The sequence below is a fragment of the Carboxylicivirga mesophila genome, from assembly GCF_018271975.1.
Classification (GTDB): domain Bacteria; phylum Bacteroidota; class Bacteroidia; order Bacteroidales; family Marinilabiliaceae; genus Carboxylicivirga; species Carboxylicivirga mesophila.
Genome location: NZ_JAGUCN010000002.1, coordinates 284,254 through 308,934 on the forward strand (window position 1 = coordinate 284,254; position 24,681 = coordinate 308,934).

Annotated in this window: 19 protein-coding genes; 16 read left to right on the top strand and 3 right to left on the bottom strand. The window is 40.7% G+C overall.

All coding sequences use genetic code 11. The features are described 5' to 3' along the window. The first annotated feature begins 505 nt into the window (after positions 1-505). Positions 506-928 (top strand): tRNA (adenosine(37)-N6)-threonylcarbamoyltransferase complex ATPase subunit type 1 TsaE, encoded by a 423-nt coding sequence (tsaE, locus tag KEM09_RS03155; protein ID WP_212225396.1) that lies wholly within the window; start codon positions 506-508, stop codon positions 926-928. A gap of 65 nt (positions 929-993) precedes the next feature. After that, entirely contained in the window at positions 994-2,211 is a 1,218-nt protein-coding gene (locus KEM09_RS03160) for an alanine dehydrogenase (protein ID WP_244824791.1), read from the top strand. Between the two features lie 3 nt (positions 2,212-2,214). Here the strand turns inward: KEM09_RS03160 and KEM09_RS03165 are convergent, their stop codons facing one another. The 3 genes from KEM09_RS03165 to KEM09_RS03175 all read right to left on the bottom strand — a co-directional run bounded on the left by KEM09_RS03165 (position 2,215) and on the right by KEM09_RS03175 (position 5,753). Then, the gene (locus tag KEM09_RS03165) at positions 2,215-3,600 is read right to left on the bottom strand and encodes a GAF domain-containing sensor histidine kinase (protein ID WP_212225398.1); all 1,386 of its coding nucleotides are present in this window, start codon (positions 3,598-3,600) and stop codon (positions 2,215-2,217) included. A gap of 146 nt (positions 3,601-3,746) precedes the next feature. After that, the gene (ggt, locus tag KEM09_RS03170) at positions 3,747-5,435 is read right to left on the bottom strand and encodes a gamma-glutamyltransferase (RefSeq protein ID WP_212225400.1); all 1,689 of its coding nucleotides are present in this window, start codon (positions 5,433-5,435) and stop codon (positions 3,747-3,749) included. A gap of 102 nt (positions 5,436-5,537) precedes the next feature. Continuing rightward, positions 5,538-5,753 carry a hypothetical protein gene (locus KEM09_RS03175; protein WP_212225402.1) on the bottom strand — a complete coding sequence of 72 codons (216 nt, stop codon included), beginning with the start codon at positions 5,751-5,753 and terminating at the stop codon, positions 5,538-5,540. A 369-nt stretch (positions 5,754-6,122) separates the two neighbouring features. On the opposite strand from KEM09_RS03175, the gene KEM09_RS03180 reads away from it, so the two are divergent. The 14 genes from KEM09_RS03180 to aspA all read left to right on the top strand — a co-directional run bounded on the left by KEM09_RS03180 (position 6,123) and on the right by aspA (position 24,618). Further along, a complete protein-coding gene (locus tag KEM09_RS03180; RefSeq protein ID WP_212188244.1) occupies positions 6,123-7,004 on the top strand; it encodes a M23 family metallopeptidase in 882 nt (293 codons plus the stop codon). Positions 7,005-7,034: 30 nt separating this feature from the next. After that, on the top strand, positions 7,035-8,192 hold the full coding sequence (locus KEM09_RS03185) for a 1-deoxy-D-xylulose-5-phosphate reductoisomerase (RefSeq protein ID WP_212225404.1): 1,158 nt from the start codon (positions 7,035-7,037) through the stop codon (positions 8,190-8,192). A 135-nt stretch (positions 8,193-8,327) separates the two neighbouring features. Beyond that, positions 8,328-9,647, top strand: coding sequence for an RIP metalloprotease RseP (rseP, locus tag KEM09_RS03190; RefSeq protein WP_212225413.1), 1,320 nt, complete (start codon positions 8,328-8,330; stop codon positions 9,645-9,647). Positions 9,648-9,685: 38 nt separating this feature from the next. Next, entirely contained in the window at positions 9,686-9,901 is a 216-nt protein-coding gene (locus tag KEM09_RS03195; protein WP_212188241.1) for a Sec-independent protein translocase subunit TatA/TatB, read from the top strand. A gap of 93 nt (positions 9,902-9,994) precedes the next feature. Next, entirely contained in the window at positions 9,995-11,233 is a 1,239-nt protein-coding gene (locus tag KEM09_RS03200; protein ID WP_212225420.1) for a lytic transglycosylase domain-containing protein, read from the top strand. Between the two features lie 49 nt (positions 11,234-11,282). Then, entirely contained in the window at positions 11,283-12,266 is a 984-nt protein-coding gene (locus KEM09_RS03205; RefSeq protein ID WP_212225422.1) for a DUF4837 family protein, read from the top strand. A gap of 3 nt (positions 12,267-12,269) precedes the next feature. Continuing rightward, on the top strand, positions 12,270-12,674 hold the full coding sequence (locus KEM09_RS03210) for a hypothetical protein (protein ID WP_212225424.1): 405 nt from the start codon (positions 12,270-12,272) through the stop codon (positions 12,672-12,674). Positions 12,675-12,685: 11 nt separating this feature from the next. Continuing rightward, positions 12,686-14,119, top strand: coding sequence for a leucyl aminopeptidase family protein (locus KEM09_RS03215; protein WP_212225426.1), 1,434 nt, complete (start codon positions 12,686-12,688; stop codon positions 14,117-14,119). Between the two features lie 70 nt (positions 14,120-14,189). Then, positions 14,190-15,251, top strand: coding sequence for a 4-hydroxythreonine-4-phosphate dehydrogenase PdxA (pdxA, locus tag KEM09_RS03220; protein ID WP_244824793.1), 1,062 nt, complete (start codon positions 14,190-14,192; stop codon positions 15,249-15,251). A gap of 420 nt (positions 15,252-15,671) precedes the next feature. Beyond that, on the top strand, positions 15,672-16,259 hold the full coding sequence (locus KEM09_RS03225) for an RNA polymerase sigma-70 factor (RefSeq protein WP_212225428.1): 588 nt from the start codon (positions 15,672-15,674) through the stop codon (positions 16,257-16,259). Positions 16,260-16,326: 67 nt separating this feature from the next. Next, positions 16,327-17,502, top strand: coding sequence for a FecR family protein (locus tag KEM09_RS03230; protein WP_212225437.1), 1,176 nt, complete (start codon positions 16,327-16,329; stop codon positions 17,500-17,502). 68 nt (positions 17,503-17,570) lie between these two features. Next, entirely contained in the window at positions 17,571-20,972 is a 3,402-nt protein-coding gene (locus KEM09_RS03235) for a SusC/RagA family TonB-linked outer membrane protein (RefSeq protein WP_212225447.1), read from the top strand. 5 nt (positions 20,973-20,977) lie between these two features. After that, positions 20,978-22,882, top strand: a complete 1,905-nt coding sequence (locus KEM09_RS03240; protein ID WP_212225449.1) for a SusD/RagB family nutrient-binding outer membrane lipoprotein — start codon at positions 20,978-20,980, stop codon at positions 22,880-22,882. A gap of 329 nt (positions 22,883-23,211) precedes the next feature. Further along, positions 23,212-24,618: an aspartate ammonia-lyase gene (gene aspA, locus KEM09_RS03245; RefSeq protein ID WP_212225451.1), complete on the top strand. Its 1,407-nt coding sequence runs from the start codon at positions 23,212-23,214 to the stop codon at positions 24,616-24,618. The last annotated feature ends 63 nt before the right edge of the window (positions 24,619-24,681 follow it).

The window sequence follows — 24,681 nt, forward strand, 5'->3', positions numbered from 1 at the left end:
ATTAAATTATGCTCCTTGTTGTTTAAGCAAATATCTAATTAAAGTTAATACAATACAATAGTTGTATTGCTCATCAGTCAATCAGTATTTGGTTTTTGGTGGCAGGTTTGTCATCTGTTTGTAGTAGTAGCTAAGTGATAGATTATAAGTGATAAATTACCTGGTTTGTTGTTTCAGAGAAAAAGGATTGAGTTACGAGGTGAAGTAACTGGAGAATAAATTAGCACCTGGTGGTGCAGGGTTTTTATTCATTATTCATATTGTAGATAATGAAAATTGGTAGCTGAACATCTCGAAATTGATAGGGGCGGACCTATAGAATTGATATTGTTCTTAACAGCATTAACCAGGTATTGTTATTCCAATCTGCTATTGACTGAAATTTAGCTTTTTTGTAAACGTCTTATCTGGTTGTTTAATGACACAAAACGGTACTAAACTAGTATTACTTTTATTGCTTATTCAAGCACTTCAATTATTTTTGCCTCACTAATTATTTGATGCGATGGATACTTTTTACATTGATTCTTTGGATACCATTAATGCTGTTGCTGCAGAGTTTTTATCAAAATATAACAGCGAACGGGTGTTGGCGTTTTATGGTTCTATGGGTGTTGGTAAAACAACGTTTATTAAAGCGCTTTGTGAAGAGCTTAATGTGGAGGACACGGTTAATAGTCCAAGTTTTGCCATTGTAAATGAGTATCACACAGCTCAGGATGATATTGTTTATCATTTCGATTTCTATCGACTGAAGGAGGAGGAAGAAGCCTATGATATGGGTTACGAGGATTACCTGTATTCAGGGCATTATAGTATGATTGAGTGGCCTGAAAAGATTGCATCTCTGCTGCCTGAAGGCCGCCTTGAAGTTACCCTTGAGGAAATGACAGACGGACGCAGAAAGATATCTGTTCAGAAGGTTTAGCTAATTCCTTTATTAGTCTTTTTTTGCTATCTTGATGCCTTGTATTAAAGGTAAACAGATAGAATATGATGGGCGATAAAACTTCCTATTTCCCAATGGGACAAAGCCACCTGCTTCCGCAGGAGGAAATGTTAGAGGTAGGCAGACGGAAGAAAAAACTATCAATAGGTATACCAAAAGAAAGTTCTCATTTTGAAAACCGAGTGGCTTTGACACCGCAGGGTGTCGAGCTATTGGTCGAAAATGGGCATAATGTATTGTTTGAATCTGGAGCGGGTGATAGAGCGCATTATTTTGATCATGATTTTGCTGAATGCGGTGCTCAGATTGTTAAGGAAAAATCGCAAGTACTAAAAGCTGATATCATCCTTAAAGTATCAGCTTTAACCGAAGATGAGATCAATCAGTTAGAACCTAATCAGCTGATTATTTCCCTTGTGAATTTGTATAATCAAACGCGCGAATCTTTGCAGAAGATGCTCGATAGGCGCTTGAATGCCATAGCTTTTGAACTACTAAAGGATGAAAATGGCTGCTATCCGGTTGTACGCAGCATGAGTGAGATAGAAGGAACTACCTCGGTTATGATAGCCAGCGAGTACCTCAGTAAAGCTCATAATGGAAAAGGAGTTTTATTGGGAGGTGTAACAGGTATCTCTCCTGCTGATTTGGTGATACTAGGAGCAGGTACGGCTGGTGAATTTGCCGCCAAAGCTGCTTTGGGTCTAGGTGCTTCGGTCAAAGTGTTTGATAATTCTTATCACAAGCTACGGGAGCTGGAACGTAATGTTGGCCAACGAATTTTCACTTCCGTATTGCATCCGCAGGCGCTGACTAAAGCATTGCAAAGTGCCGATGCAGTGCTGGGAAGCATACGTCATATGCATGCGGGACGCTCTTTTATGGTAACCGAAGAACAGGTCGCTCAGATGAAAAAGGGCTCTATAATCATTGATTTGAGTATGGATCAGGGTGGCTGTTTCGAATCCAGTAAATGTACCGACTTCGATCATCCGGTATTTACAAAGCATGGGGTTATTCATTATTGCGTACCAAATGTAGCATCCCGCGTTTCACGCACATCATCCATTGCGCTAAGTAATATTTTTGCACCTATCATCCTACGATTGGGTGAGGCTGGAGGTGTACATCATCTTATTAAAGAGGATATTGGGCTGAGTAATGGTGTATACCTTTATAAAGGTATACTGACCAATAGTTATATTGGCCGTAGGTTTAATATGCCTTATAAAGATATTGGCTTGTTGATGGCAGCGTTCTGATTGCTACATAAGGCTTGTTTTGGGTATTTCATTGTTAAGTTTATGGGTTTTTTGGAATGGGATAGTAAAACAAAATTTAGCACCTTCTTTATAGGTTTTGTCGAGCCAAATTTCACCCCCTAGTGTGTCGATGTATTTTTGTGAAATGGCCAAGCCTAAGCCGTTGCCGCCAAATTCGCGGTTGTTGGAGGTGGATACCTGTCTGAACATGTCAAAGATGACCTCTTCTTTCCCTTCAGGAATTCCTATGCCGGTATCTTTCACAAAGAACCATAAACGGTCTTCAGCAACAGTGTAGCCAAACTTAACCCAGCCGTCTTTGGTGAATTTTACAGCGTTGTCAAGCAAATGGTTTAACACCTTAAGCAGGCCTTGCTGATCGGTAATAATTTGGTCATTGCTATCTTCCAGTCCCTTTTCCAGGTATAGTTGTAGCGGTTTATGCATTAATTTAACCTCCCGCATGTAATGCTTCAGCATGTTTTCAAGCAGACTATTGAGGTTGAAAAGTTTAGGGCCTTCCTGAATTAAACGGGTTTGTAGTTTGGAAATATCTATCAGGTTATCCATAACCTTGAGCAATTGCAGCCCGTTGAGATTAATAATACCGATATACTCATCTCTCTCTTCGGAACTTAAGGATTCGGTCTTTAGTAATTCTGAAAAACCGAGAATAACGTTCATGGGTGTTCTAATTTCATGACTTAAGTTGGCCAGGAAGGTTGATTTTAGCTGGTCGTTTTCTGCAGATTTTTTCTGTGCCTCATGCAGCTTCTTTAACGAGATATCCAGTTCTGTGTTTTTTCTTTTGAGTTCGAGATGTGTGATTTCAAGCTCTTTATTTCTAAGGTTGAGTTCCTCTTTGGCCTTTATGTGCTCAATTTCACTACTCATACGTGGAGTGAAGAGATAAACAAGTGACTCGATAACTTCAGCCTGTGCAATTGGGTTGCGATAAAGAGCGATGAAAATGCCATTGGGTTGGTAGCCTGAATTAAAAAGCGGAATACCTATATAGCCTTCTATCTTCTTGTCAGCCAAAAAGCTATCTTTGGGGAAACGCTCCCAGGCACCGGATGTAATGCGGCAGGTGTTTTTGCCAATAACGTTGTCGCAGGGCGTATTTTCAAGACTGTAATTGACCTGAGGCATAACTTTAGCGCCATCGGCAAAGGCAATGGATTCAACAGAATTGGTTTGAGCTGAATAACGACCGATAATTACATAATCTGCTTCGATTAGCTGACAAAGCTGAATGGCTGTGGCTTCAAAATACTTCTGACCAATATAACGGTTAACGGGTGTAATAATGTCATAAATGGTCGGTTCAATTTTTTTGAAACGATTTAATACAGATTTCTTATTTGCAAACAGTTTTGTCAAACTCATACTGGTTTCCGATTAAAGAACTTTTAAAATACTCAAAAAGGAATATGCTCTAAACTTTTTTTGACAAATGGTCGACTTTTATAGTTTGAAGGTGAATTATTGCTTATTAAAATGTTAAACACTTGCCTGTTTTATAATTTTATGCTTTAATACCCGGCAGCCATTCCATCTTTCCGTTTTTCTGATGCACCAATGTATACTCCTCTTTTACTGTCGTACCATATAGCCTGATAGCCGCCATAAGAACCTGGCAGGAAGCCTACTGAGTGACCCATTTTTGAGAGTTCTAAAATGGTTTTGTCGCTAAAGCCGGTTTCGATATTTAGCTGACCTTTCCCTTTTACTTTTATACCTGTTGGTTGCGATGAGCCAGTATGACTGAATCGTGGTGCATCTCCTGCTTCCTGCAGATTCATCCCAAAATCAATAATATTCATTAAAACCTGCACATGCCCTTGCGGTTGAAAGTCACCACCCATTACACCAAAGCTCATAACTGGCTGTTGGTTTTTGGTCACAAAGGCTGGTATGATTGTGTGAAAAGGTCTTTTGCCGGGCGCTAAAGCATTGGCATCGTCTGGATTTAGTGAAAATAGCTCCCCGCGGTTTTGCAGCATAAACCCACATTGAGGCGGTACCATACCCGATCCCATTCCTCGGTAGTTGCTCTGTATCAGCGAAACCATATTGCCCCATTGGTCTGCAACGGTTAGGTATATCGTTTCGCCATGGCTAATGGTGCCGGCAACATATTGTCCGGCTTTTTGCATATCAATTAAGTCTCTTCTTTGCTTAGCATATTCTTCTGAAATAAGCTCTTCAACAGGTACGTTCTGCATATCCATATCAGCATAATACTTTGCCCTGTCCTCAAAAGCCAGTTTCTTTGCTTCGGTCACAAGATGCAGATGACGTGCTGTACCAAATTCTTCTTTCTCAAAAGAGTACCCTTTAATAATGTTTAGCATCTGGAGGGCAGTAATGCCTTGTCCGTTAGGTGGTAATTCCCATATGTCGTAACCGCGGTAGTTGACAGAAACAGGTTCAACCCATTGTGAATGGTGGCTTGCCAGGTCTTCCATGCTTAGGAAACCACCCTGTTCTTGAATAAATGCAGTAATGGTTTCGGCCAATGCTCCTTTATAAAAATAGTCTCTGCCTTGTTTAGCCAATTGTCGGTATTTTTCAGCCAGATACGGATTTTTAAATATGTCGCCTTTCAAGGGGATATGTCCATTGCAGGTATAGGTGTCAATTACATTCGGGTATTTTTGGTGAAACTTAACCGAACGCTCCCAATAATAGGCAATTAGTTCACTTAGGGGAAAACCATTGTCGGCGTACGATATGGCTGGCGCTAATATTTCTTCCATAGTAAGTTGGCCAAAGCGCTGGTGTAATTCAAACCAGGCATCTACACAGCCAGGAACGCTCACTGGTAATGGACCGTACGAAGGAATTTTATCAAGATTCTGACTTTTAAAATAGTCGATGCATAGTGATTGAGGAGATCGACCACTGCCATTAAGCCCATATAGTTGTTTTGTATTCGCGTCCCAAATAATGGCGAACAGGTCACCACCAATGCCACAGCCGGTTGGCTCCATCAAGCCCAAGGCGGCGTTGGCAGCAATGGCGGCATCTATAGCATTACCACCTTGTTTTAGTATATCTATTGCAATTTGAGTGGTCAGGGGATGACTGGTGCAGGCTATGCCATTTTGTGCGATCACTTCACTTCGCGAAGCAAAGTTGAAGCCGGTAATTCTGTCCTGAGCGGAAGTTTGAAAAATGATAAGTGACAGAATTAAAATGAGCAGTTGTATATCTTTCATATATAGCACGTTTATGTATATGAAGATACAGAAATCAAAAAGACTGCAAAAGAAATCTCAGTTCAAATTTCTTTTGCAGCTTATGATATGCTTTCTAAATAATTATGCGATGGCAATTCGGCTGGCGGGGTGGCTAAGGTAATCGTAAAAGATACCAACTAAAAGCTGGTGATCCATTTCTGGTGAAATTGGAATAACCAAGTCGGCATAAGTATCTTTAAATACGACCTGAACCTCGTTTTTACGGGGGAACTCAATCCCTGCAACTTTCCTGTGCATACGTATTTCCCCAAGTCCTGTAATCAATTTAATAATCATACTCTTTCCTTTTTAGCTTATTTACAAAACCGTCCGGGTGTGTTGTTTTCAGGTATAAAAGTAGATGCCAGTCCCGTTTCAGCCAAAGGTTTTAAAGGGTATTCCATGAGTGTTTAAATTTCAATGTTGAATGGGTGGTTGGTGCTTATAAAAAAAAAAGCCTTCCATAAACGGACTGTTTTTTTTGACGAAAATTAATTTGAAATCAGTTCTTAAGTTATAAGAGGAAGATAATCAGTGATTTAAAAGTGGAATTGATAGGGGTGAGAAATTGAGGTTGTTATGTAGTGCAGGCTAAGAGTTATTGCGGTATTTTTAATGTATTCTGATGACTTTTTTTACCTTTGCTTCAATTGAATTTTTAGCTTAATGGCAAGAGAAGATAAAGGAAAGAAATTAGTTGATAAACTCCGGCATAAGTATCGTTTAGCGATTTTTAATGAGCAAACCTATGAGGAGGTTTTTGGAATGCGTTTATCCCGACTCAATGTGTTTACCATTGTTGGAGTAAGCCTTTCTGTATTGATAGTGTTGGTTATTTTTTTAATTGCATTTACAGGCCTCCGCGAATATATACCAGGTTACCCGGATGGCCAGCAGCGAAGGTTAATTATACAAAATTCCGAAAGAGTAGATAGCCTTATTATGGAAATTGAAAGGCGCGATAAGTTTTTCAAGGACATAAGAGCGATTGTGGCTGGTGATGTGCCACAGGGTGCCATGCCTGAAGATTTGGAGGATGCCGAGGGACCAGGTACAAACAGCAATGTTGTTTTCAAAAAGTCAGAGGAAGACTCAATTTTCCGCGAGCAGGTTGAGCGTGAGGAAAAATTTAACCTGGCAGTTTTGGGCAACAAAGGCACAAAGTTTGAACTGGAACACAGCTTTTTATTTACCCCACTTAAAGGTGTGGTTGTTAATAAATTTGGCGAAACTCAAGGACACTACGGTGTTGATGTAGTAGCCAATCCAGGGAGTCGTGTTAGTGCTATACTCGATGGAACAGTTGTATTTACAGGATGGACTGTTGAAACAGGTTATGTCATTCAGATTCAGCACTCCAATAATTTAATATCCATATATAAGCACAACGAAAGTTTGCTCAAAACCATGGGCGATAAAGTGCAGGCAGGCGAAGCCATAGCCAATGTTGGTAATTCAGGTGAGCTTACCACCGGCCCGCATTTGCATTTTGAATTGTGGTACAATGGAGTGCCCCTTGATGCTGAGCAATACATGTCATTTGAATAGTGACTTACATACACACAACAGTAAAAATTAATGTCAAAAAGAATAGCGATACTGGGTTCTACTGGTTCAATAGGAACTCAGGCTTTAGAGGTAGTTGATGCCCATCCGGGGCAATTTGAAGTGGAGGTTTTAACTGCTAACAATAACGTTGAATTACTTATTGAGCAGGCCAAAAAATATCATCCCAATACCATTGTAATTGGTAACGAAGATAAATATCAGCAATTAAGCGATGCCCTTAGGGATTGCGATGTTAAGGTGTATGCCGGAAACGACGCAATAGCACAGGTGGTACAAATCAGTTCCATTGATGTTGTGTTAACTGCCATGGTAGGTTTTTCAGGCTTACTGCCAACTATTAATGCCATCAAGGCTGGTAAGCAGATTGCATTGGCCAATAAAGAAACCTTGGTGGTAGCAGGTGATATTATAACTAAGCTGGCATTGGAGAATAAGGTAAGTATTTTGCCGGTTGATTCGGAGCATTCAGCTATTTTTCAGTGTCTGGCAGGTGAGTTTCATAATCCTATTGAGAAGATTATTCTTACAGCTTCGGGTGGCCCTTTTAGGGGAAAGAAGCTTGATTTTCTGCGAAAAGTAACCAGGTGTCAGGCCTTGAATCATCCCAACTGGTCAATGGGCGATAAAATCACCATCGACAGTGCATCCATGATGAATAAAGGCCTGGAGGCCATTGAAGCCAGGTGGCTGTTTAATGTGAAGCCCGATGATATTGAAGTAGTGGTTCACCCACAGTCCATTGTACATTCTCTTGTTCAATTTGAAGATGGTTCCATCAAAGCACAGCTTGGGCTGCCCGATATGCGTTTGCCCATACAGTATGCCATGACATTTCCACAGCGATATAAGTCCGATTTTCCGAGGTTTAACTTTATGGATTATCCTGAGCTAACCTTTGAAAAGGTGGACGTTAAAGTGTTTAAAAACCTCGATCTGGCTTATCAGGCGATGCATAAAGGAGGTAATATGCCATGTATTCTTAATGCGGCCAACGAAGTGGCTGTTGATGGTTTTCTAAAGCAGAGAATCGGTTTTGTTGAAATGTCGGATGTGATTGAGAAAACAATGATGAAGGCATCGCTTGTGAATCATCCATCACTCGACGATTACATACAAAGCAATGCAGAGGCTCGTGCTATTGCTGAAGAAATAATTAATGCCAGATAACGAGCTGCTTCGACCTTTTTGTGGTTTGAGCTGTTTACATACTGGTATAACAATGAAGGCTGCTGTGAAATATCAGCAGGTTATTAATGTGAAAAGAATATATTTGTTGCTTAATTCAGAAAATCAGAATAATTAATGGAGATTTTTATAAAAACAGTGCAGCTATTACTAAGCTTATCAATACTGGTAATACTGCATGAATTCGGACATTTCTTTTTTGCCCGTTTATTTAAAACCAGAGTAGAGAAGTTTTATTTGTTCTTTAATCCCTGGTTTACCCTTTTCAAATATAAAAAAGGCGAAACTGAGTATGGAATTGGTTGGCTGCCACTAGGTGGCTATGTGAAAATATCAGGAATGATTGATGAGTCGATGGATAAAGAAGCAATGGCTCAGCCTCCGCAGCCATGGGAGTTTCGCTCAAAGCCGGCCTGGCAGCGACTGATGATTATGGTTGGTGGTGTTTTGGTGAACTTCATTACCGCCTTTTTTATTTACTGGATGGTGCTATATACCTGGGGAGAGGAATATATACCGGTTCAATCGGCCAAACATGGTTTATATTATCACGAAGTGGCTAAAGAAATAGGCTTGCAGGATGGTGATGTGGTGCTAAAGGTTGATGAACATGAAGTTGAGGAAAGTAGTGATATAGCCCGTTTTATTTTACTTGAAAATGCTAGTCAGCTAACCGTTAAGCGTGGTGAACAAACGCTGATGCTGGCCATTCCTGAAGGCTATGATCAGCGTATGATTTCAGAAGAAGTCAGAACATTTGCGCAAGTGCGTTTTCCTGTTGTTGTTGAAGATTTAATGAAAGGCTCCAGTGCCGATGAAGCAGGTTTACTTGCCGGTGATAGCATTGTGAGTATTAATGGGATGTCAACAGCTTATTTCAATGAATTTACCAAGGCATTAACTGATAATGTAGAGAAAGAAATTGAACTGGGTTTTGTTCGTCAGGATTCATTAATGTCGCTTAATCTGGTTGTTCCTAAATCAGGGAAAATAGGATTTTTCCTTGTGACAGCTGATAACTATGTTGATATTCAAAGTCATGAGTATGGCTTTTGGGAGGCTTGTCCAAAAGGTATTGCCAAAGGTGTTGACATCTTAGTGGGCTATGTGAAACAACTAAGACTTATTTTCACCAAAGAAGGCGCCAAGCAGGTTGGTGGTTTTGGAGCCATGGGCAAATTGTTTCCTTCAACCTGGAACTGGTATGTTTTCTGGTCGAACACAGCATTGATTTCAATGATTCTGGCTTTTATGAACATCTTGCCAATTCCAGCACTGGATGGTGGTCATGTATTGTTTTTAATGTACGAGATTGTAACAGGCCGAAAGCCAGGCGATAAGTTTATGGAGTACGCCCAAATCACCGGCATGATTCTTTTGTTAGGACTGCTGCTATTTGCCAATGGAAATGATATCTTTAAAGCTTTCTTTAAATAAGCGAGTTTATTAAATTTGTATAATAAAACTATTAAGAGATGAACAGTTACGTAATATTATGGGCATTGCCCGGCGGACCAGAGTGGATTCTTATCATACTTGCCTTGTTATTGTTGTTTGGTGGACGTAAAATTCCTGAGTTAATGAAAGGACTCGGACAGGGTATGAAAGAGTTTAAGAAGGCGCGTAACGACGATGATAACAAGTCAGATGGTGACAAAAAGAATGAGGCCATCGACGATTCATCAAAGTAAGCATTAGATCTTATCAATTGTATATTGCGAAGGCCGAACCTCATTGAGGGTTGGCCTTTGGTGTATATCCAGCACCCAAAAATTAAATTCTGAATGCTACGATTGCTGCTAATTTTATCTATCATTTTATCAGGGGCAAATGTATATGCCCGATATGTTGGTACACATGATTACCCGCACTATCCTGCGTGGATGTATGAAAACCGCCTGAAGGAGTTGGATAAATCAACCGTTGTAAAATTGGATTACAATGCTAAAGTTCAAGCCTATATTGATGTATATACGGTTAAAAGACGAGAGCATCTCTCCAATATCATTGGGCGTTCAGAATATTATTTTCCTCTTTTCGAAGAGTATCTGGCCAAATACAATTTGCCGCTCGAATTGAAGTACCTGGCAATAGTCGAATCCGCCTTAGAGCCAACCGCTAAATCCAGTTCCGGGGCAATGGGGCTTTGGCAGTTTCTGTATCATGCCTCACGCATGTTCGATCTTAAGGTTGATAATTATGTAGATGAGCGTTGTGATCCTGTAAAAAGCACAGAGGCCGCCTGTCGATACCTGAAGTACTTATATCATAACCTGAACGACTGGCAATTGGCATTGGCGGCTTATAATGGTGGAATTGGGGTGGTACAAAAAGCCATTGAACGTTCAGGAGGTAAAACCAATTTTTGGGAACTGCAACCTTATCTGCCAAAGGCAGTGCAGAGCTACGTGCCTGCTTTTATTGCGGTTAACTATGTTATGAACAATTATCAGCGGCATGATGTGGTGGCAACGCCAGCTCCTTTAAAGTTTGATGAAGTCGATACGGTTTATATTCATAAGTCGCTCACATTCGAGCAAATTAAGGAGGCTTCTCAAACTTCTATGGAAATTATTGAGTGGTTAAATCCTTCGTATACGCAAAAATACATCCCGGTAAGCAATGGTGCAGTGCCAGTATTTCTGCCTAAAAGCGGTGTGCTTAAGTTTGTGAGAGCCGAGAAATTGCTAAAAGAAGGAGCGGCTCCTGTGGCTGCAGCCTTACCTGTTGGTGATAAAACAGGCAGGCAATTGGCAGTTCATGTTGTTAGTAAAGGGGAGTTCTTTCATAAAATTGCCATCGACAACGAATGTCGCATCAGCGATTTAATATATTGGAACAACTTACCCAACCGGAACCTGTATGTTAATCAGCGCTTGTGGGTGTGGCGGCCTGTTAAGCGGCAAGAATATTTCTTTGTGGCAGATGAAAAGTTAAGCGTTAAGCCCCGACTTAGGGTAGATAATGGTTATGTGGTAGATAATGCTTCATTAAGTAGTCGAAAATACGGAAGTGGCACTTAACCAGTTGCTGATAAGTAAGAAACACCTTAATCAAATAAAATATCATAGTATGAGACACTTTAAATATTTACTGATAGCCATTGTTGTATTGATGGTTGGTTGTAAGGATAAGCAAACCGGCTATAAACCTAATGTTGGCGGTAAAGCTGGCGAAATGCTGGTTGTAATGGATGATAAGATTAAAACGTCTCCTGGTGGCGAAGAGCTGCAGGCTTTACTGACTGAGACTTATCTCGGTCTGCCACAGGAGGAACCTCACTTTAAAATGAGTGTGGCGCCGCATCGTTCATTTGCCAATTTTTTACGGACGATTCGAAATATTGTGATGGTAACCGTTAAACCTGATGTTAAAGAAGAGGCCGTGAAATTTTACCACGATAGATGGGCCAGACCTCAGGCAGTTGTGAGTATTACAGCCAAAGATACGGCCAGTCTGAAGCAATTGGTTGAAGCCAATCAATTAAAAATACTTAGTTTCTTTAATAAAGCTGAACGTGAGCGTTTTATAGGGGAATATAAAAAATTTGCAAGTGATGAACTGATGAAACTGACGGATTCAACGTTTCATGTGCACATGTCCATTCCCAATAGTTTAAGCAATAAAAAGTCAACCAAGTCATTTATTTGGATGAATGAAGCTGCTGATTGGGGATTTCAAGGCATGTTCTTATATGAGGTTCCATATGTGGGTGAAGGCACTTTCTCAAAAGAGTATCTGCTGAATAAACGCGATTCAATACTGCATAAAAATGTTCCCGGGCCATCCGAAGGTTCATTTATGACAACGGAACATTTGTATCCGGTTATATACAAAAAGACGGAAATTAATGGCAATGAGGTGGTTGAGATGCGTGGTTTATGGAAAGTGCAGAACGATATGATGGGCGGACCGTTTGTGTTGCAAGCGCATTACGACAAGAAAAGTAACCGCGTGGTGATTACTGATGGTTTTGTTTATTCTCCCGAGAAGCCTGATAAGCGGGATAAGATTCGTCAGATGGAAGCCCTGATGTATACACTTACTTTTAAATAAATTATGCTGCCACAACTAAATAGTACTGCCTTGCGACAGGCCTGCGGGCGCGAAGATTTGATCAGGAAAGCAGCTGCCCAGATTATTAAGGATTTTGCCGAGTTTGGCTTTGAAGTATCATTCTCAGGCGATGTTGAAGGCTTTTATGAAGAGGTGTTCAGGCAAATGAAGGTGCACATAGAAAGCATCATGGGAGAGCACTATTCGCAGTTTCTCAACTTTTTGTATCGGATAGATGTTACAGAAGGACAAGTGGCCGTTTATCAGCGAGAGATGGGAGATGTCTCATATGAAGATGCCTTAACTGAATTAATTATTCACCGTGAGATGAAGAAAGTGATGATTCGTGAGTATTTCAAGGCACAGAGTCAGTCAAAAGATAGCGGAACGCCACAGCTTTCAGATTAAAAACAATTATTATGCAATTAACGATAAAACATACTGGCGAACGTCCTGATGGCGTTCGCAATGTATTCCTGGTAAAAGATGCCGGAGTGCTAAAGAATTTTGGCTTTAACAATGAAGCGCTGGCATATGTCGATGCTAAAATAGAGGCCAAGGAAACTCTGATTACCATTCAAAACTATAGCATTGTCTACTATGTACGAATTGTTAGCGATGAAGAGCCATCTGACAAATTATACGAGGCACTGCGTAAAGATGGAGCTTCGGTATATGCCAACATGAAAAAGGATAAAAAGGCAGATGTATGTATTTATGATGTTATTGGCGATAAGGCCTTGACATTAGCTTTAACCGAAGGGATAGCTTTGTCGTCATACCGATTTGAAAAATATAAGACCGAACAAAAAGATGAAACAAAGGATGTTTGCATCTGGGTGGCTTCATCGGCTCTTAATCAGGCTGATTTAGATGAGCTACGTCTCCTGAGTAATGCCGTTTTTGTAACACGCAATCTGGTAAATGAACCTGTTTCAACCTTGAATGTGGAAGAGTTGTCAGAAACCATTAGTGAGCTGGGTGCTATTCATGGTTTTGATGTTGAAGTATTTAACAAGACAAAGCTTGAAACACTTAAGTTCGGCGGCCTGCTGGGTGTCAATAAAGGAAGCGTTGATCCTCCGGCTTTTCATATACTTGAATGGAAGCCGGAAGAAACTAAAAATCCCAAGCCCATTGTATTGGTAGGTAAAGGAGTGGTTTATGACACAGGTGGTATTAACCTGAAAACCCCTCCTGGTAGCCTGGATGATATGAAGTCTGATATGGGCGGGGCAGCCTCTGTAGTAGGAACCTTGGTTGCTGTTGCGGCCAATAAGTTGCCTCTGCATGTAATTGGTTTAATACCGGCGACCGATAATCGTCCCGGAGGTAATGCCATTGTACCGGGTGATATTCTTACTATGCACAATGGCAAAACCGTGGAGGTGCTCAATACCGATGCTGAAGGTCGTTTAATATTAGCTGATGCCTTATCGTATTCAGAAAAGTATGAGCCTGAGTTGGTTATTGATTTAGCCACCCTCACAGGTAGTGCAGTCATGGCATTGGGGCAATATGCTACGGTAGGCATGGGAACTGCATCTGATGAGGTTTTTAATGAGCTTGAAAAAGCCGGTAACTGTGTGTACGAGCGCATCGTGCGTTTCCCTTTCTGGGATGAGTATGGCGAGTTGATTAAGTCGGACATAGCAGATATTAAAAATCTTGGCGGACGCGAGGCCGGAGCCATTACAGCCGGTAAGTTCTTAAGCCATTTCGTTAGTAATCCCTGGATTCATTTAGATATTGCCGGACCTGCATTTGTTAAAAAAGAAGACAGTTATCGCGGTTCTGGTGCATCCGGAGTAGGAGTTCGTTTGCTCTATGAGTTTCTGAAGAACAGATGCTAGTTTGCTAAATTATATTAATTTTAGTGCCCAATAGCTGAAACACAAGGTGTGTGGCAGAAAAAATGAAATTATGAGTGATAAAATAAAAGTGGGAATCACCCACGGCGATATTAATGGAATAGGGTATGAAGTCATCTTCAAAACATTGGCTGATGCCCGAGTGTTTGACGCTTTTGTGCCTGTTATTTACGGTTCATCTAAGGTAGCAGCCTACCATCGCAAAGCACTTAATATTCCCAACTTCAGTTTAAACAGTATTAATAGTGTGGATGATGCGCACAATAAGCGCGTAAACATTATTAATTGTTTAGATGATAATATCCGGGTTGAGCTGGGGAAATCAACCACTATAGGAGGCGATGCAGCCTATAAGGCGCTTGAGATGGCGGTAAGTGATTTGAAAGAAGGAAAGATTGATGTCTTGGTGACAGCTCCTATTAATAAGGAGAATATACAATCGGAGTCATTCAAATTTCCTGGGCATACCGAATATTTGCAGCAAGTAGCAGGCGAGGGAGAAGCTTTGATGCTGATGGTTTCGGAACATATGAAGGTAGGCGTGGTTGCTGGTCACGTGCCAATTAAAGAGGTAGCCTCAAAAATAACTGAGGAAAGTATCTTAAGCAAGTTACGTACTTTAAATAAATCCTTGCAACAAGATTTCTCGATACGTCGCCCTCGTATTGCCGTTCTTGGACTCAATCCGCATGCTGGCGATGGTGGTGTAATCGGGAGCGAAGAGCAGGGTATTATTATACCAGCCATTAATAAAGCCAAAGAAGAAGGAATTATGGCATTAGGGCCATACCCTGCTGATGGCTTATTTGGTAGCGAACAGTTTCGTAACTTTGATGCTATTCTGGCCATGTATCACGACCAGGGGCTGGCACCGTTCAAAACACTTACGTTCTCAAAAGGAGTTAACTTTACGGCTGGTCTGCCATTTATTCGTACGTCGCCCGATCATGGAACAGCTTTCGAAATTGCTGGTCAGGATAAGGCAAAAGAAGATTCATTTAGGGAAGCTGTGTACCTGGCGGTAGACGTTTGTCGTAATCGTCAGATGAATATTGAGCTTGGCAAGAATCCATTAAAGACATATGATGTAAATGAGTTAGAGCAAAAAGAATAGATAAAAAACTAAAGCAATTGTAAGGCCTCCTGAATCTCAGGGGCCTTTTTTATTGCAATCGCATTTGTTGTCATTCGTTTCGAAGGTTAATTACGCATCAATATTCATAATCTTTCAAAATAAGTCTTACTGCTTGTTAAAGAAATTGGGGTGAAATGGTATACAAATAGGACATGCCTGAAAGCCTTATTTCTTAAATAATGTTATTTAACTGATGTTTGTCATATGATTGACCAATCATATACCCCGCCTCAAATGGACTAGAGTGTCTTTAAGTAGTTGATAATCAACGTGTAGATTTGGGGATACACATTTACCCACCTTGCTGAACATTTGACCATTGTTGCAGGATACATTTTAATTTACTTTCGAGCCTTGCAAATTCACAGCTAACATTTATTTGCATTTACTAGAAGCGATATGATCCAAGAGAAAAAAATTGCCCAACAGATTCGCGAAGGGAATCTTGAAGCATTCCAGGAGTTTTATAAATCGTATTTCAGGCGTCTGCTTAATTATGCTACTATGTTTATCAACCAGTCTGATGTAGCAGAAGACATAGTGCAGGAGGCGTTCTTTAAACTATGGAATAATCGCGAGGCAATTAATGAGGATCAAACCTTGGTTGGATGGCTGTATCGCGCCATTCGCAATCAATGCATCAATCAGCTAAAGCAGCAAAAGGTACACGAGAAATTTATTGAATTTGCCAGTAATTATGAGGCCATCGATAAGGTGTATAAACATGATTTTGACTTATCCTTGAATGATGCTGATGATTTTTATGTTTGGGCTGAAATAAAGAAGGCCATTGAAAGTCTACCCGAAAAGCGCCGGGAAGTCTATCAGCTGTCAAAAATTGAAGGACATTCACATAACGAAATTGCCAAAGAGTTAGCAATTACTACAAAAGGTGTTGAACGTCATATTACCCTCGCCAACAGGGCACTGCGTTCAAAACTCAAGCATCTGAAAACAGCCATATTTGTATTGGCGCTGTTACCGTAAATTTTTTTTCAAAAAAAAGTGTGGGGTATTGTATTGTAGCTTGTATTAATTGTGTAAGCGCACGAAGATGAATGATAATCTACAAGATATAGAAAAGCTGGTTGGTAAGTATATCGATGGCACTGCATCAATCAAAGAGATAGCAGCCATTCATACCTGGCTTAGTGAGTCGGAAGCCAACAAAGTTGCTTTTACTAAGCTTAAACAAGAGTGTAAGCAGAAACAGCAATCTGTGGCTAATGCCGATTGGTTAAAGTTTGAGCAGAAATATGGCAATGCTGTTAAACCTAGTAAGAAAGGTAAACACTTGCTTGGATTTATTTCAATTGCAGCATCTATTTCTTTGGTAGTTGGTGTTTCTATTCATCTAATGAGCAATATTAAAGACAACTATTCTGCTGTTTTGGCCGAAGCCAGTGCTGCCGAAGTGCCTGAAAAGACAACCATTAACTTATCGGACGGCGAGCAAATAACGCTTGAAACTTCACACTCAGTAGTTGAGATAGATAACCAAGGAAAACAGATTCTGCTGGAAGATGAGCGAGTGGTAGAGGCCAGTGGTGATACAAAAAGCTCTAAACCTGGGATCAATCAGATTATTGTTCCATATGGTAAAACCGCTGAATTATTATTGGCAGATGGGACCAAAGTATGGCTTAATGCGGGTAGCCGCTTTGTATTTCCTGATCACTTCAATAAGCAGCCAAACAGAGAGGTCGTGTTAATAGGCGAGGCATTTTTTGATGTGTCTCATAACGCCGATCAACCTTTTAAAGTCATTACTGATGAGATGGTTTACACAGTACTGGGGACCTCATTTAATATACAATCACTTCCCAATAGTGCATCGGTTAGCGCAGTGCTGGTAGAAGGATCGTTACAGGTTGAAAAGAAGACCCTTTTGAATAAACAAAAGGTGATTCTGAAACCAGGTCAAAAAAGCCAGTTTTTGCCAAAGCAGGATAGGATGCATGTAACCAATGTTAATACCGCTTTTTACACATCATGGAAGGACGGTTACCTGGTGCTGGATAAAAATCGCTTGGGCAAATTAATTAAACAGATTGAACAATTTTATCATAGTGAGTTAGTAATCAGTAATGAACTGATCGATATGCCAACTCAACTGTCAGGTAAGTTATTATTAAATGAAGATCCTGAGCAGGTTTATTCCGCGTTGTGTGATTTAACGGGTATGACTTACAGAATAGTAGCAAATAAAGTAGTATTTGAAAAACAATAAAAGGGTGCGCTCGGTCAAAAACTCACCCTCTTAAATATTTTTTAATCATTTAATTAAACATCAAATTTATGAATTTCACTGGGAAATGGAAATCTTTCTTTCCGGTAAGAACAAAAAATTTGATTAAAGCAGGTTTAATTGCCTGTTTAATCATGGTTTTTGGTTCTAATGATGCGTTTGCATCCAGCCGGTTGAAAGAGCAAAAGGTTAACCTTAAGTTGAAGGGAGTAACACTTCAGGAGTGCTTAAAAGCAATTGAGGCACAAAGTAATATGGTTTTCGTGTATAACGAAGAGCAGGTAGATGTTAATCAAACAGTATCTGTTGAAGCCAGCAACGAAAGCGTAGAGCAGGTACTTAGTGAGGTACTTGACAATGCTACCTTTAGAATGTATGACAACCAGGTTGTAATTATTGCTGATGAGGCAACGCCAGTTGCAAATATTCAGGAAGATAAAGTGAAGGTAAGTGGTACTGTTGTTGACCAGTTCGGAATGGGTATCCCGGGTGTTAACGTGGCTGTAAAAGGTACTACTATTGGTACTATTACCAACCTTGATGGTCAGTTCTCTTTAGAAGTGCCAGCTAACAGTACTATTGTTTATTCATTTATCGGCTTTGCTTCGCAAGAAGTTAGTGTGGCTGCTGGAGCTTCTTATGATGTTACCATGCAGGAAGATGTAATGAATGTAGATGAAGTAGTTGTTACAGCTCTTGGTATTAAGCGTGAGAAGAAAGCCCTTGGTTACTCAGCTGTTGAAGTAGGTGAGGAAGCTTTTGAAAATATGAAAGATGCTAACCCAATGGGAGCACTATCTGGACGTATGGCTGGTGTACAAATCAACACGTCTTCACAGGGTGCTGGTGGTTCATCTTCAGTATTGATTCGTGGAGCTGCAGTGTTATCAGGCTCTAACGAGCCATTGTATGTAGTAGATGGTGTACCAATCTCAAATACACAGTTCTCTAACGCTGATGATAAAGATAATGGTGGTGTTGACTCTGGTAACGGTCTGTCTGGTATTGCAGCTGATGATATTGAAAACATCTCTGTATTAAAGGGACCTGCTGCAACAGCATTATATGGTTCTCGTGCCATCAATGGTGTTGTATTGGTTACTACTAAGTCAGGTAAAGGTGAGCAGGGTACAACTGTTGACTTCAACTCAAACATGACATTTGACAAAGCACGTATCTACTCTAACTGGCAAGAAGTATATGGTCAGGGTACAAACGGTATGGCTCCTCAAACAGCAGAAGCTGGTCGTGAGCAAACCTCTATGTGGGGTTCAAAATATAGCGATGTTGATTCGTATGTAAACTACCGTGGTGAGCAGCGTGACTATAAGTTCCATGATAACGAACGTAACTTCTTTGATACTGGTATGACATGGACTAACTCTGTAGCTGTTAATCACAACACAGAGAAAGCCAACTTACGTTTGTCATACTCAAACACAACCAACAACGGTTTGGTTCCTGGAACTTCATATGACCGTAATACATTTAACGTGTCAGGTGGTACTAAAGCCTTTAATGATCGTTTAGAGATTAATGCTAAGATTGCTTATACGGATGAAGACTCTCAAAATGCAATGATGGGTGCTACACCATTCAACCCTACATCGCAATTATTGGGTGTGCCAAACAACGTTTCATTAAGCGACCTTAGGGATTATAAGGATCCTGTGACAGGTTTACCTGTTGGTTTGGGGGTTAACGGTAACAGCAACATCTACTGGACAACCAATGAGATTGATCACAACTACAGAAAGAAACGTGTTATGTCGTTGGTGAATGCTAAGTTGCACATTACCGACCACTTGAATGCTCAATTAAGAGCAGGTAGCGATATGACATTCTTTGCCAATGAGTCTATTTACCCGATCGGTACTCCTTATTATGAGGATGGACGTGGTAGCATGATGAAAGCTGATGAAGTGGAATCGAACTATGACTTCATCCTTAACTATGACCGTAACTTTACTGATAAGTTTGGTTTAACGGTAAATGCAGGTGCCTCACGAATGGATCGTGAATACGAAGGACTTAGTATCTATTCTATTGGATTCTCAGTGCCAGATTTACAGCGTCCAGGATTTGGTAAAGACAATACACAAGCAGTTGATTATAGCCGCAAGCGTATCAATTCAGTGTATAGTACTGCTCAATTCCGCTATGGAAGTATGTTGTATGTTGATTTATCAGCTCGTAACGACTGGTCATCAACGCTTCCATCAGATAATAACTCATACTTCTACCCATCTGTAAGTTCATCATTCATTGTATCAGAGGTGGTTAATATGCCTAGCTGGATTACTTTTGCCAAAGTACGTGGTTCTTGGGCACAGGTTGGTTCAGATACTGATCCTTACCAACTGGCTTTACAGTATAAGCTGGATGACAATACACATCCAAACTGGGGAGGTGGTAATATTGTTGTTGGAGGTGTTGACGGAAGTACTATTCCTAACGCAACATTGAAGCCTTCTATTATGACATCATACGAAGTGGGTGCTGACATCAAGTTCCTTAATAACCGTCTTGGATTAGATGTAACTTATTATAATTCGGTTGCTGATGATCAGATTATGCCAATTGATGTATCAAATACTTCAGGCTATAACCAAGCGATTGTTAACTCTGGTTCAATTGAAAACAAAGGTTGGGAAGTTGTATTGTATGCAACACCATACCGTAATGCTAACTTCTCATGGAATACATCGGTTAACTTCTCTTATAACATTAACGAAGTGAAAGAGTTAGCTGAAGATGTAACTCAGCTTAACCTGATGACAGGTGCTGGTGTTAACGTAATTGCAGCTGTAGGAGAAGAGTACGGAACAATTATGGGTAGAGAATTCCAGCGCGGTGACGATGGAAAGATCATTATTGGTGATAATGGCTTACCACAGGCAACTAATGAGTATACAAAGCTTGGCGGTGCCTATCACCCTGTGATGCTGGGTTGGAGCAACACTCTTACTTATAAGCAATTTACTCTGAATGTATTGCTTGATTCTAAGTTTGGTGGTGAAGTGTATTCAGCAACAGAAGCTTCTGCTTATGCAAGTGGAAAGCACGAAAAAACGTTAGGAAGAAGTGAGTACGTGGCTGGTGAAGTATGGTATCCAGCAGAGTTAGAAGGTCAGGGAACAACAGCCCGTCCTGAAGAATTATATGGTGCACTGGCATCTGTAGATGAGTTATTTGTTTATGATGCATCTTACGTATCATTACGTGAAATCAGCCTGTCATACCGTCTGCCAAATCAGTTATTTAAAGATGCCAAGTACTTTAAAGGTGCAAGTTTAGGCTTATTCGGTAAAAACCTGGGTTACCTATATCGTTCAACCGATAATATCGATCCTCAGTCAACTTACTCAATTAGTAACGGAGGTCAGGGTATTGAGTACGGTAACATGGCTTTACCGGCAAGCTTTGGTTTCAATGTTAACGTGAAATTTTAATAAAGATGAAGAAGCTAAATATAATATTATTCGCTGCAGTGCTAACAATGTTTAGTGCCTGTACCGATGAATTCGATACGATTAATGATAATCCTAACCGAGTTACGGATTTAGATGCAGGCTTTCAGTTTGGTAAAATCCAGCTGATGTATGCAGGTAATGGACACGAAGAATGGAGAGGTAACCTGATTATGACAGGTCCAATTTCGGGGATTACACAATGTGGCTATCGCACCGGGCAGTCATTTGGACTTTCTGATGGTTTCTCAGAAGCTAAATGGTCGGCTATTTATACCAATGTAGTTAAGGATGCCAGGGATATGCAGCGTACCCTTACTGAAAAGGATGAAGATGGTTCAAATATTGTTAAGTTGGCTCAGACTGATATTGTGCTTCAGTTGGCTGCTCAGCGTTTAACCGATTTATATGGTGATATACCTTATAGTGAAGGTGGTCTTGGATTCAATGAATTGAATTACTATCCAGCTTATGACTCTCAAGAGGATGTTTATAAGGGAATGGTTGAAAAGCTTAGAGCTGCAAGGCAAACTCTGTTATCGGATAATGGTGAGTCTTTTGGAAGCCACGATTTGATTTATGGACATTTGGACAACGATTCAAGACGTAAAAGCTGGGCGAAATTAGCCAACTCATTATTGTTACGCATTGGTATGCGTGCTTCAAATGCCGATCCTGCATGGGCAAAAGAAGTAGTTGAAGAAGCTGCAGCACATTCAGCTGGCTTTATTACTGGAGTAACGGTTGATGAGGGAGCTGCACTATTGAAACACAGTACTAATGGTGGTCCTTGGGGTATTCATGAAAATGGAGCCGGTTCGGCTATCAACGGTAAAGTGGGTGGTTTTGCCTATGCTTATGTTGGTGAAGAATACTTACGTTTAGCACAGCAAAATGAAGATCCACGTCTGTTCTATACAGCTTGTCAGGTTGTTAACCAGGATGGTGAGTTCAGAGCATGGACAGGTCAAACATACTTCAATCCTTTCGAGGAGGCAGCTCGTCCGGGAGAGGCTTGGAAGCCAGTTGTATTCAATCCTGAAAAAGGTGGTGCTGATGAATCATTCTCGGTGAGAGGTTTGATGAAAGTTGAAGGTGTTCAGGTATTTACTGACTATTTTGTATCTGCTGGTAGTCTTGGTGATACAGTTGAGGTTAAGCAGGGTGATAACGTTCTTTATGAATATATTTATAATGCAGATTACGCACAGTATCGCACTCTGTGTGCTGTAAACCCTGAAACAGTTGGTTCACGCACAGCTCCTAGTATTTTCTTCACAGGTGATGAAACTTATTTCATCCTTGCTGAAGCAGCTGCTAAAGGATGGACCGTGCCTGGTGATGCTGCAACAAACTTAGCAAAGGCTGTTGAACTAAACATCAGCAAATATCCAGCTTTGTATAATGAAAGTTCTTCACCTGAAACTTATATGAGCAAATATGCTGCAACAAGCGGTGATACTCGTACCTACGAAGAAATGGCTGCTGATTACATTGCTAACCTTGGAGTAGCAACTGTTGAAACTATTCAGCTGGAGCGTTGGAAGTCATTATTCCTGAATGGCTATGAGGCATTTGCGTTATGGAACCGTACGCTTGTTTCGGTAACACCTGTTGGCATTCCTTACGACAGAAATATTGAGTTGCCAGAATATCAGTGGGATAACATCAAGGACGCTCTTCCTGGTGTTGAACAAACTCCTGACGCATTCTTCTCGACACCATTCCATAATGGTGGTATTACTGGCGGTGTTCGCCCTCGTCGCTTAGATTATCCAGATAGGGAGCGTATGAATAATACAGCTAATATCAATGCGGCTATGGAGCGTCAGTCAGCCTTTGGAAATGATGGTGATAACTTCATTTCAACCAAAATGTGGATTAGTAAATAATTATCACATACAATATACTTTTAAAGGAGCCTTCGGGCTCCTTTTTTGTTTACACAAAGCCTTCCATAGTTACTTTGTTTATATGCAGTCTAAATTAGATAAGTACCAAATTTTATTTCAACTTACAAATCGTAAGTGAAAGATAATAAAAGGTCATCTTTCGGCAATGGCCTGAAATCTGGCATGTGAGTTTAATTAAAAAGGGGCTGGTTGGCTATTAAAATGGTTTTTGAGGTGTTGTACCCCCTAATTTGAAAGTGACGGATGACATGTTTCTGATATGAAAAAACATCAACATTTGTACAACAAACAATTTAAAACCATTAATTATGGCAACACGTATCGAAAGCGATTTAATTGGAGAATTACAAGTTCCCGTTGATGCATATTATGGAGTGCAAACGCAACGTGCCGTCGAAAATTTTAATATATCTACGGCTCGCCTGAGCCATTACCGTCATTTTATATGGGCCCTTGGGGTTGTTAAAATGGCAGCCATCAAGGCCAATCACGAAATGGGCTTGGTTGATGATAAGCTGAAAACTGCCGTCGTGCAGGCCTGTAAAGAAGTGATGGAAGGAAAGTTTGACAAGGAGTTTCCTATTGACATGATACAGGGAGGCGCAGGTACCAGCACCAATATGAATGCCAATGAGGTTATCGCCAACCGGGCATTGGAATTAATGGGTTACGAAAAGGGGCAGTATGAGCATTGCTCACCCAACGATGTGGTGAATCTGTCACAATCGACCAATGATGCCTATCCGACCGCTATTAAGCTATCACTCATCAAAATGAATTACGTTTTGATTGAGCATCTGCAACAGTTGGTTGATGCTTTCAAGAAGAAAGGGAATGAATTTGCACACATCATTAAGATGGGTCGTACACAGCTGCAGGATGCTGTGCCAATGACTTTGGGACAGGAGTTTTGTGCCTATGCCATGACCCTGAGCGAGGAAATTGAGCGGCTTACACAGAATGCCAACCTCTTCCGTGAGGTGAATATGGGAGCTACTGCTATCGGTACCGGTATCAATTCGGTGGAAGGTTACTCTGAGGCCTGTGTAAAGTACCTGTGTGAGATAACCGGATACCCTATTGTTTTGGCATCAGATTTAGTGGAGGCAACGCCTGATACAGGTTCATACGTTATTTACTCATCGGCCCTGAAGCGAATGGCCGTTAAGGTATCAAAAATCTGTAACGATCTGCGTTTGCTATCATCAGGACCACGCGCTGGTTTAAACGAGATTAATCTTCCTCCTATGCAGCCAGGCTCATCTATTATGCCTGGTAAGGTCAATCCGGTTATACCTGAAGTGATGAACCAGATTTGCTTTAAAGTGATAGGTAACGATTTAACAGTGACCTTTGCTGCCGAGGCCGGACAGCTTCAGCTGAACGTGATGGAGCCGGTATTGGCTCATAGCATATTAGAGTCTATCCAGTTTTTAATGCGAGGCATGGATACCTTACGCCTTAAATGCATTGATGGCATTACGGCCAACGAAGATGTATGCGAAAACATGGTGCTAAAGAGCATTGGTATTGTTACAGCCTTAAATCCTCACATTGGGTACAAAAATAGTACACGCATTGCCAAGGAGGCTCTAAAAACGGGTAAAGGTGTTTATGAGATTGTGCTGGAGGAAGGCATTTTATCAGAGGAAGAACTAAAAGAAATATTGAAGCCGGAAAATATGATTGGCCCGGCTAAACGTACATGCCAATAATTATATTGATTAGTTAATTTGAAAAAGCGGATGTTGAAAAGCATCTGCTTTTTTTGTTAGAAG

Coding starts and splice junctions, on each gene's coding strand:
- KEM09_RS03200 (WP_212225420.1), top strand. CDS start 9,995: ATGCTACGATTGCTGCTAATTTTATCTATCATTTTATCAGGGGCAAAT.
- KEM09_RS03210 (WP_212225424.1), top strand. CDS start 12,270: ATGCTGCCACAACTAAATAGTACTGCCTTGCGACAGGCCTGCGGGCGC.
- ggt (WP_212225400.1), bottom strand. CDS start 5,435: ATGAAAGATATACAACTGCTCATTTTAATTCTGTCACTTATCATTTTT.
- aspA (WP_212225451.1), top strand. CDS start 23,212: ATGGCAACACGTATCGAAAGCGATTTAATTGGAGAATTACAAGTTCCC.
- KEM09_RS03165 (WP_212225398.1), bottom strand. CDS start 3,600: ATGAGTTTGACAAAACTGTTTGCAAATAAGAAATCTGTATTAAATCGT.
- KEM09_RS03215 (WP_212225426.1), top strand. CDS start 12,686: ATGCAATTAACGATAAAACATACTGGCGAACGTCCTGATGGCGTTCGC.
- KEM09_RS03180 (WP_212188244.1), top strand. CDS start 6,123: ATGGCAAGAGAAGATAAAGGAAAGAAATTAGTTGATAAACTCCGGCAT.
- KEM09_RS03175 (WP_212225402.1), bottom strand. CDS start 5,753: ATGATTATTAAATTGATTACAGGACTTGGGGAAATACGTATGCACAGG.
- tsaE (WP_212225396.1), top strand. CDS start 506: ATGGATACTTTTTACATTGATTCTTTGGATACCATTAATGCTGTTGCT.
- KEM09_RS03195 (WP_212188241.1), top strand. CDS start 9,686: ATGAACAGTTACGTAATATTATGGGCATTGCCCGGCGGACCAGAGTGG.
- KEM09_RS03225 (WP_212225428.1), top strand. CDS start 15,672: ATGATCCAAGAGAAAAAAATTGCCCAACAGATTCGCGAAGGGAATCTT.
- pdxA (WP_244824793.1), top strand. CDS start 14,190: ATGAGTGATAAAATAAAAGTGGGAATCACCCACGGCGATATTAATGGA.
- KEM09_RS03160 (WP_244824791.1), top strand. CDS start 994: ATGATGGGCGATAAAACTTCCTATTTCCCAATGGGACAAAGCCACCTG.
- KEM09_RS03240 (WP_212225449.1), top strand. CDS start 20,978: ATGAAGAAGCTAAATATAATATTATTCGCTGCAGTGCTAACAATGTTT.
- KEM09_RS03235 (WP_212225447.1), top strand. CDS start 17,571: ATGAATTTCACTGGGAAATGGAAATCTTTCTTTCCGGTAAGAACAAAA.
- KEM09_RS03205 (WP_212225422.1), top strand. CDS start 11,283: ATGAGACACTTTAAATATTTACTGATAGCCATTGTTGTATTGATGGTT.
- KEM09_RS03230 (WP_212225437.1), top strand. CDS start 16,327: ATGAATGATAATCTACAAGATATAGAAAAGCTGGTTGGTAAGTATATC.
- KEM09_RS03185 (WP_212225404.1), top strand. CDS start 7,035: ATGTCAAAAAGAATAGCGATACTGGGTTCTACTGGTTCAATAGGAACT.
- rseP (WP_212225413.1), top strand. CDS start 8,328: ATGGAGATTTTTATAAAAACAGTGCAGCTATTACTAAGCTTATCAATA.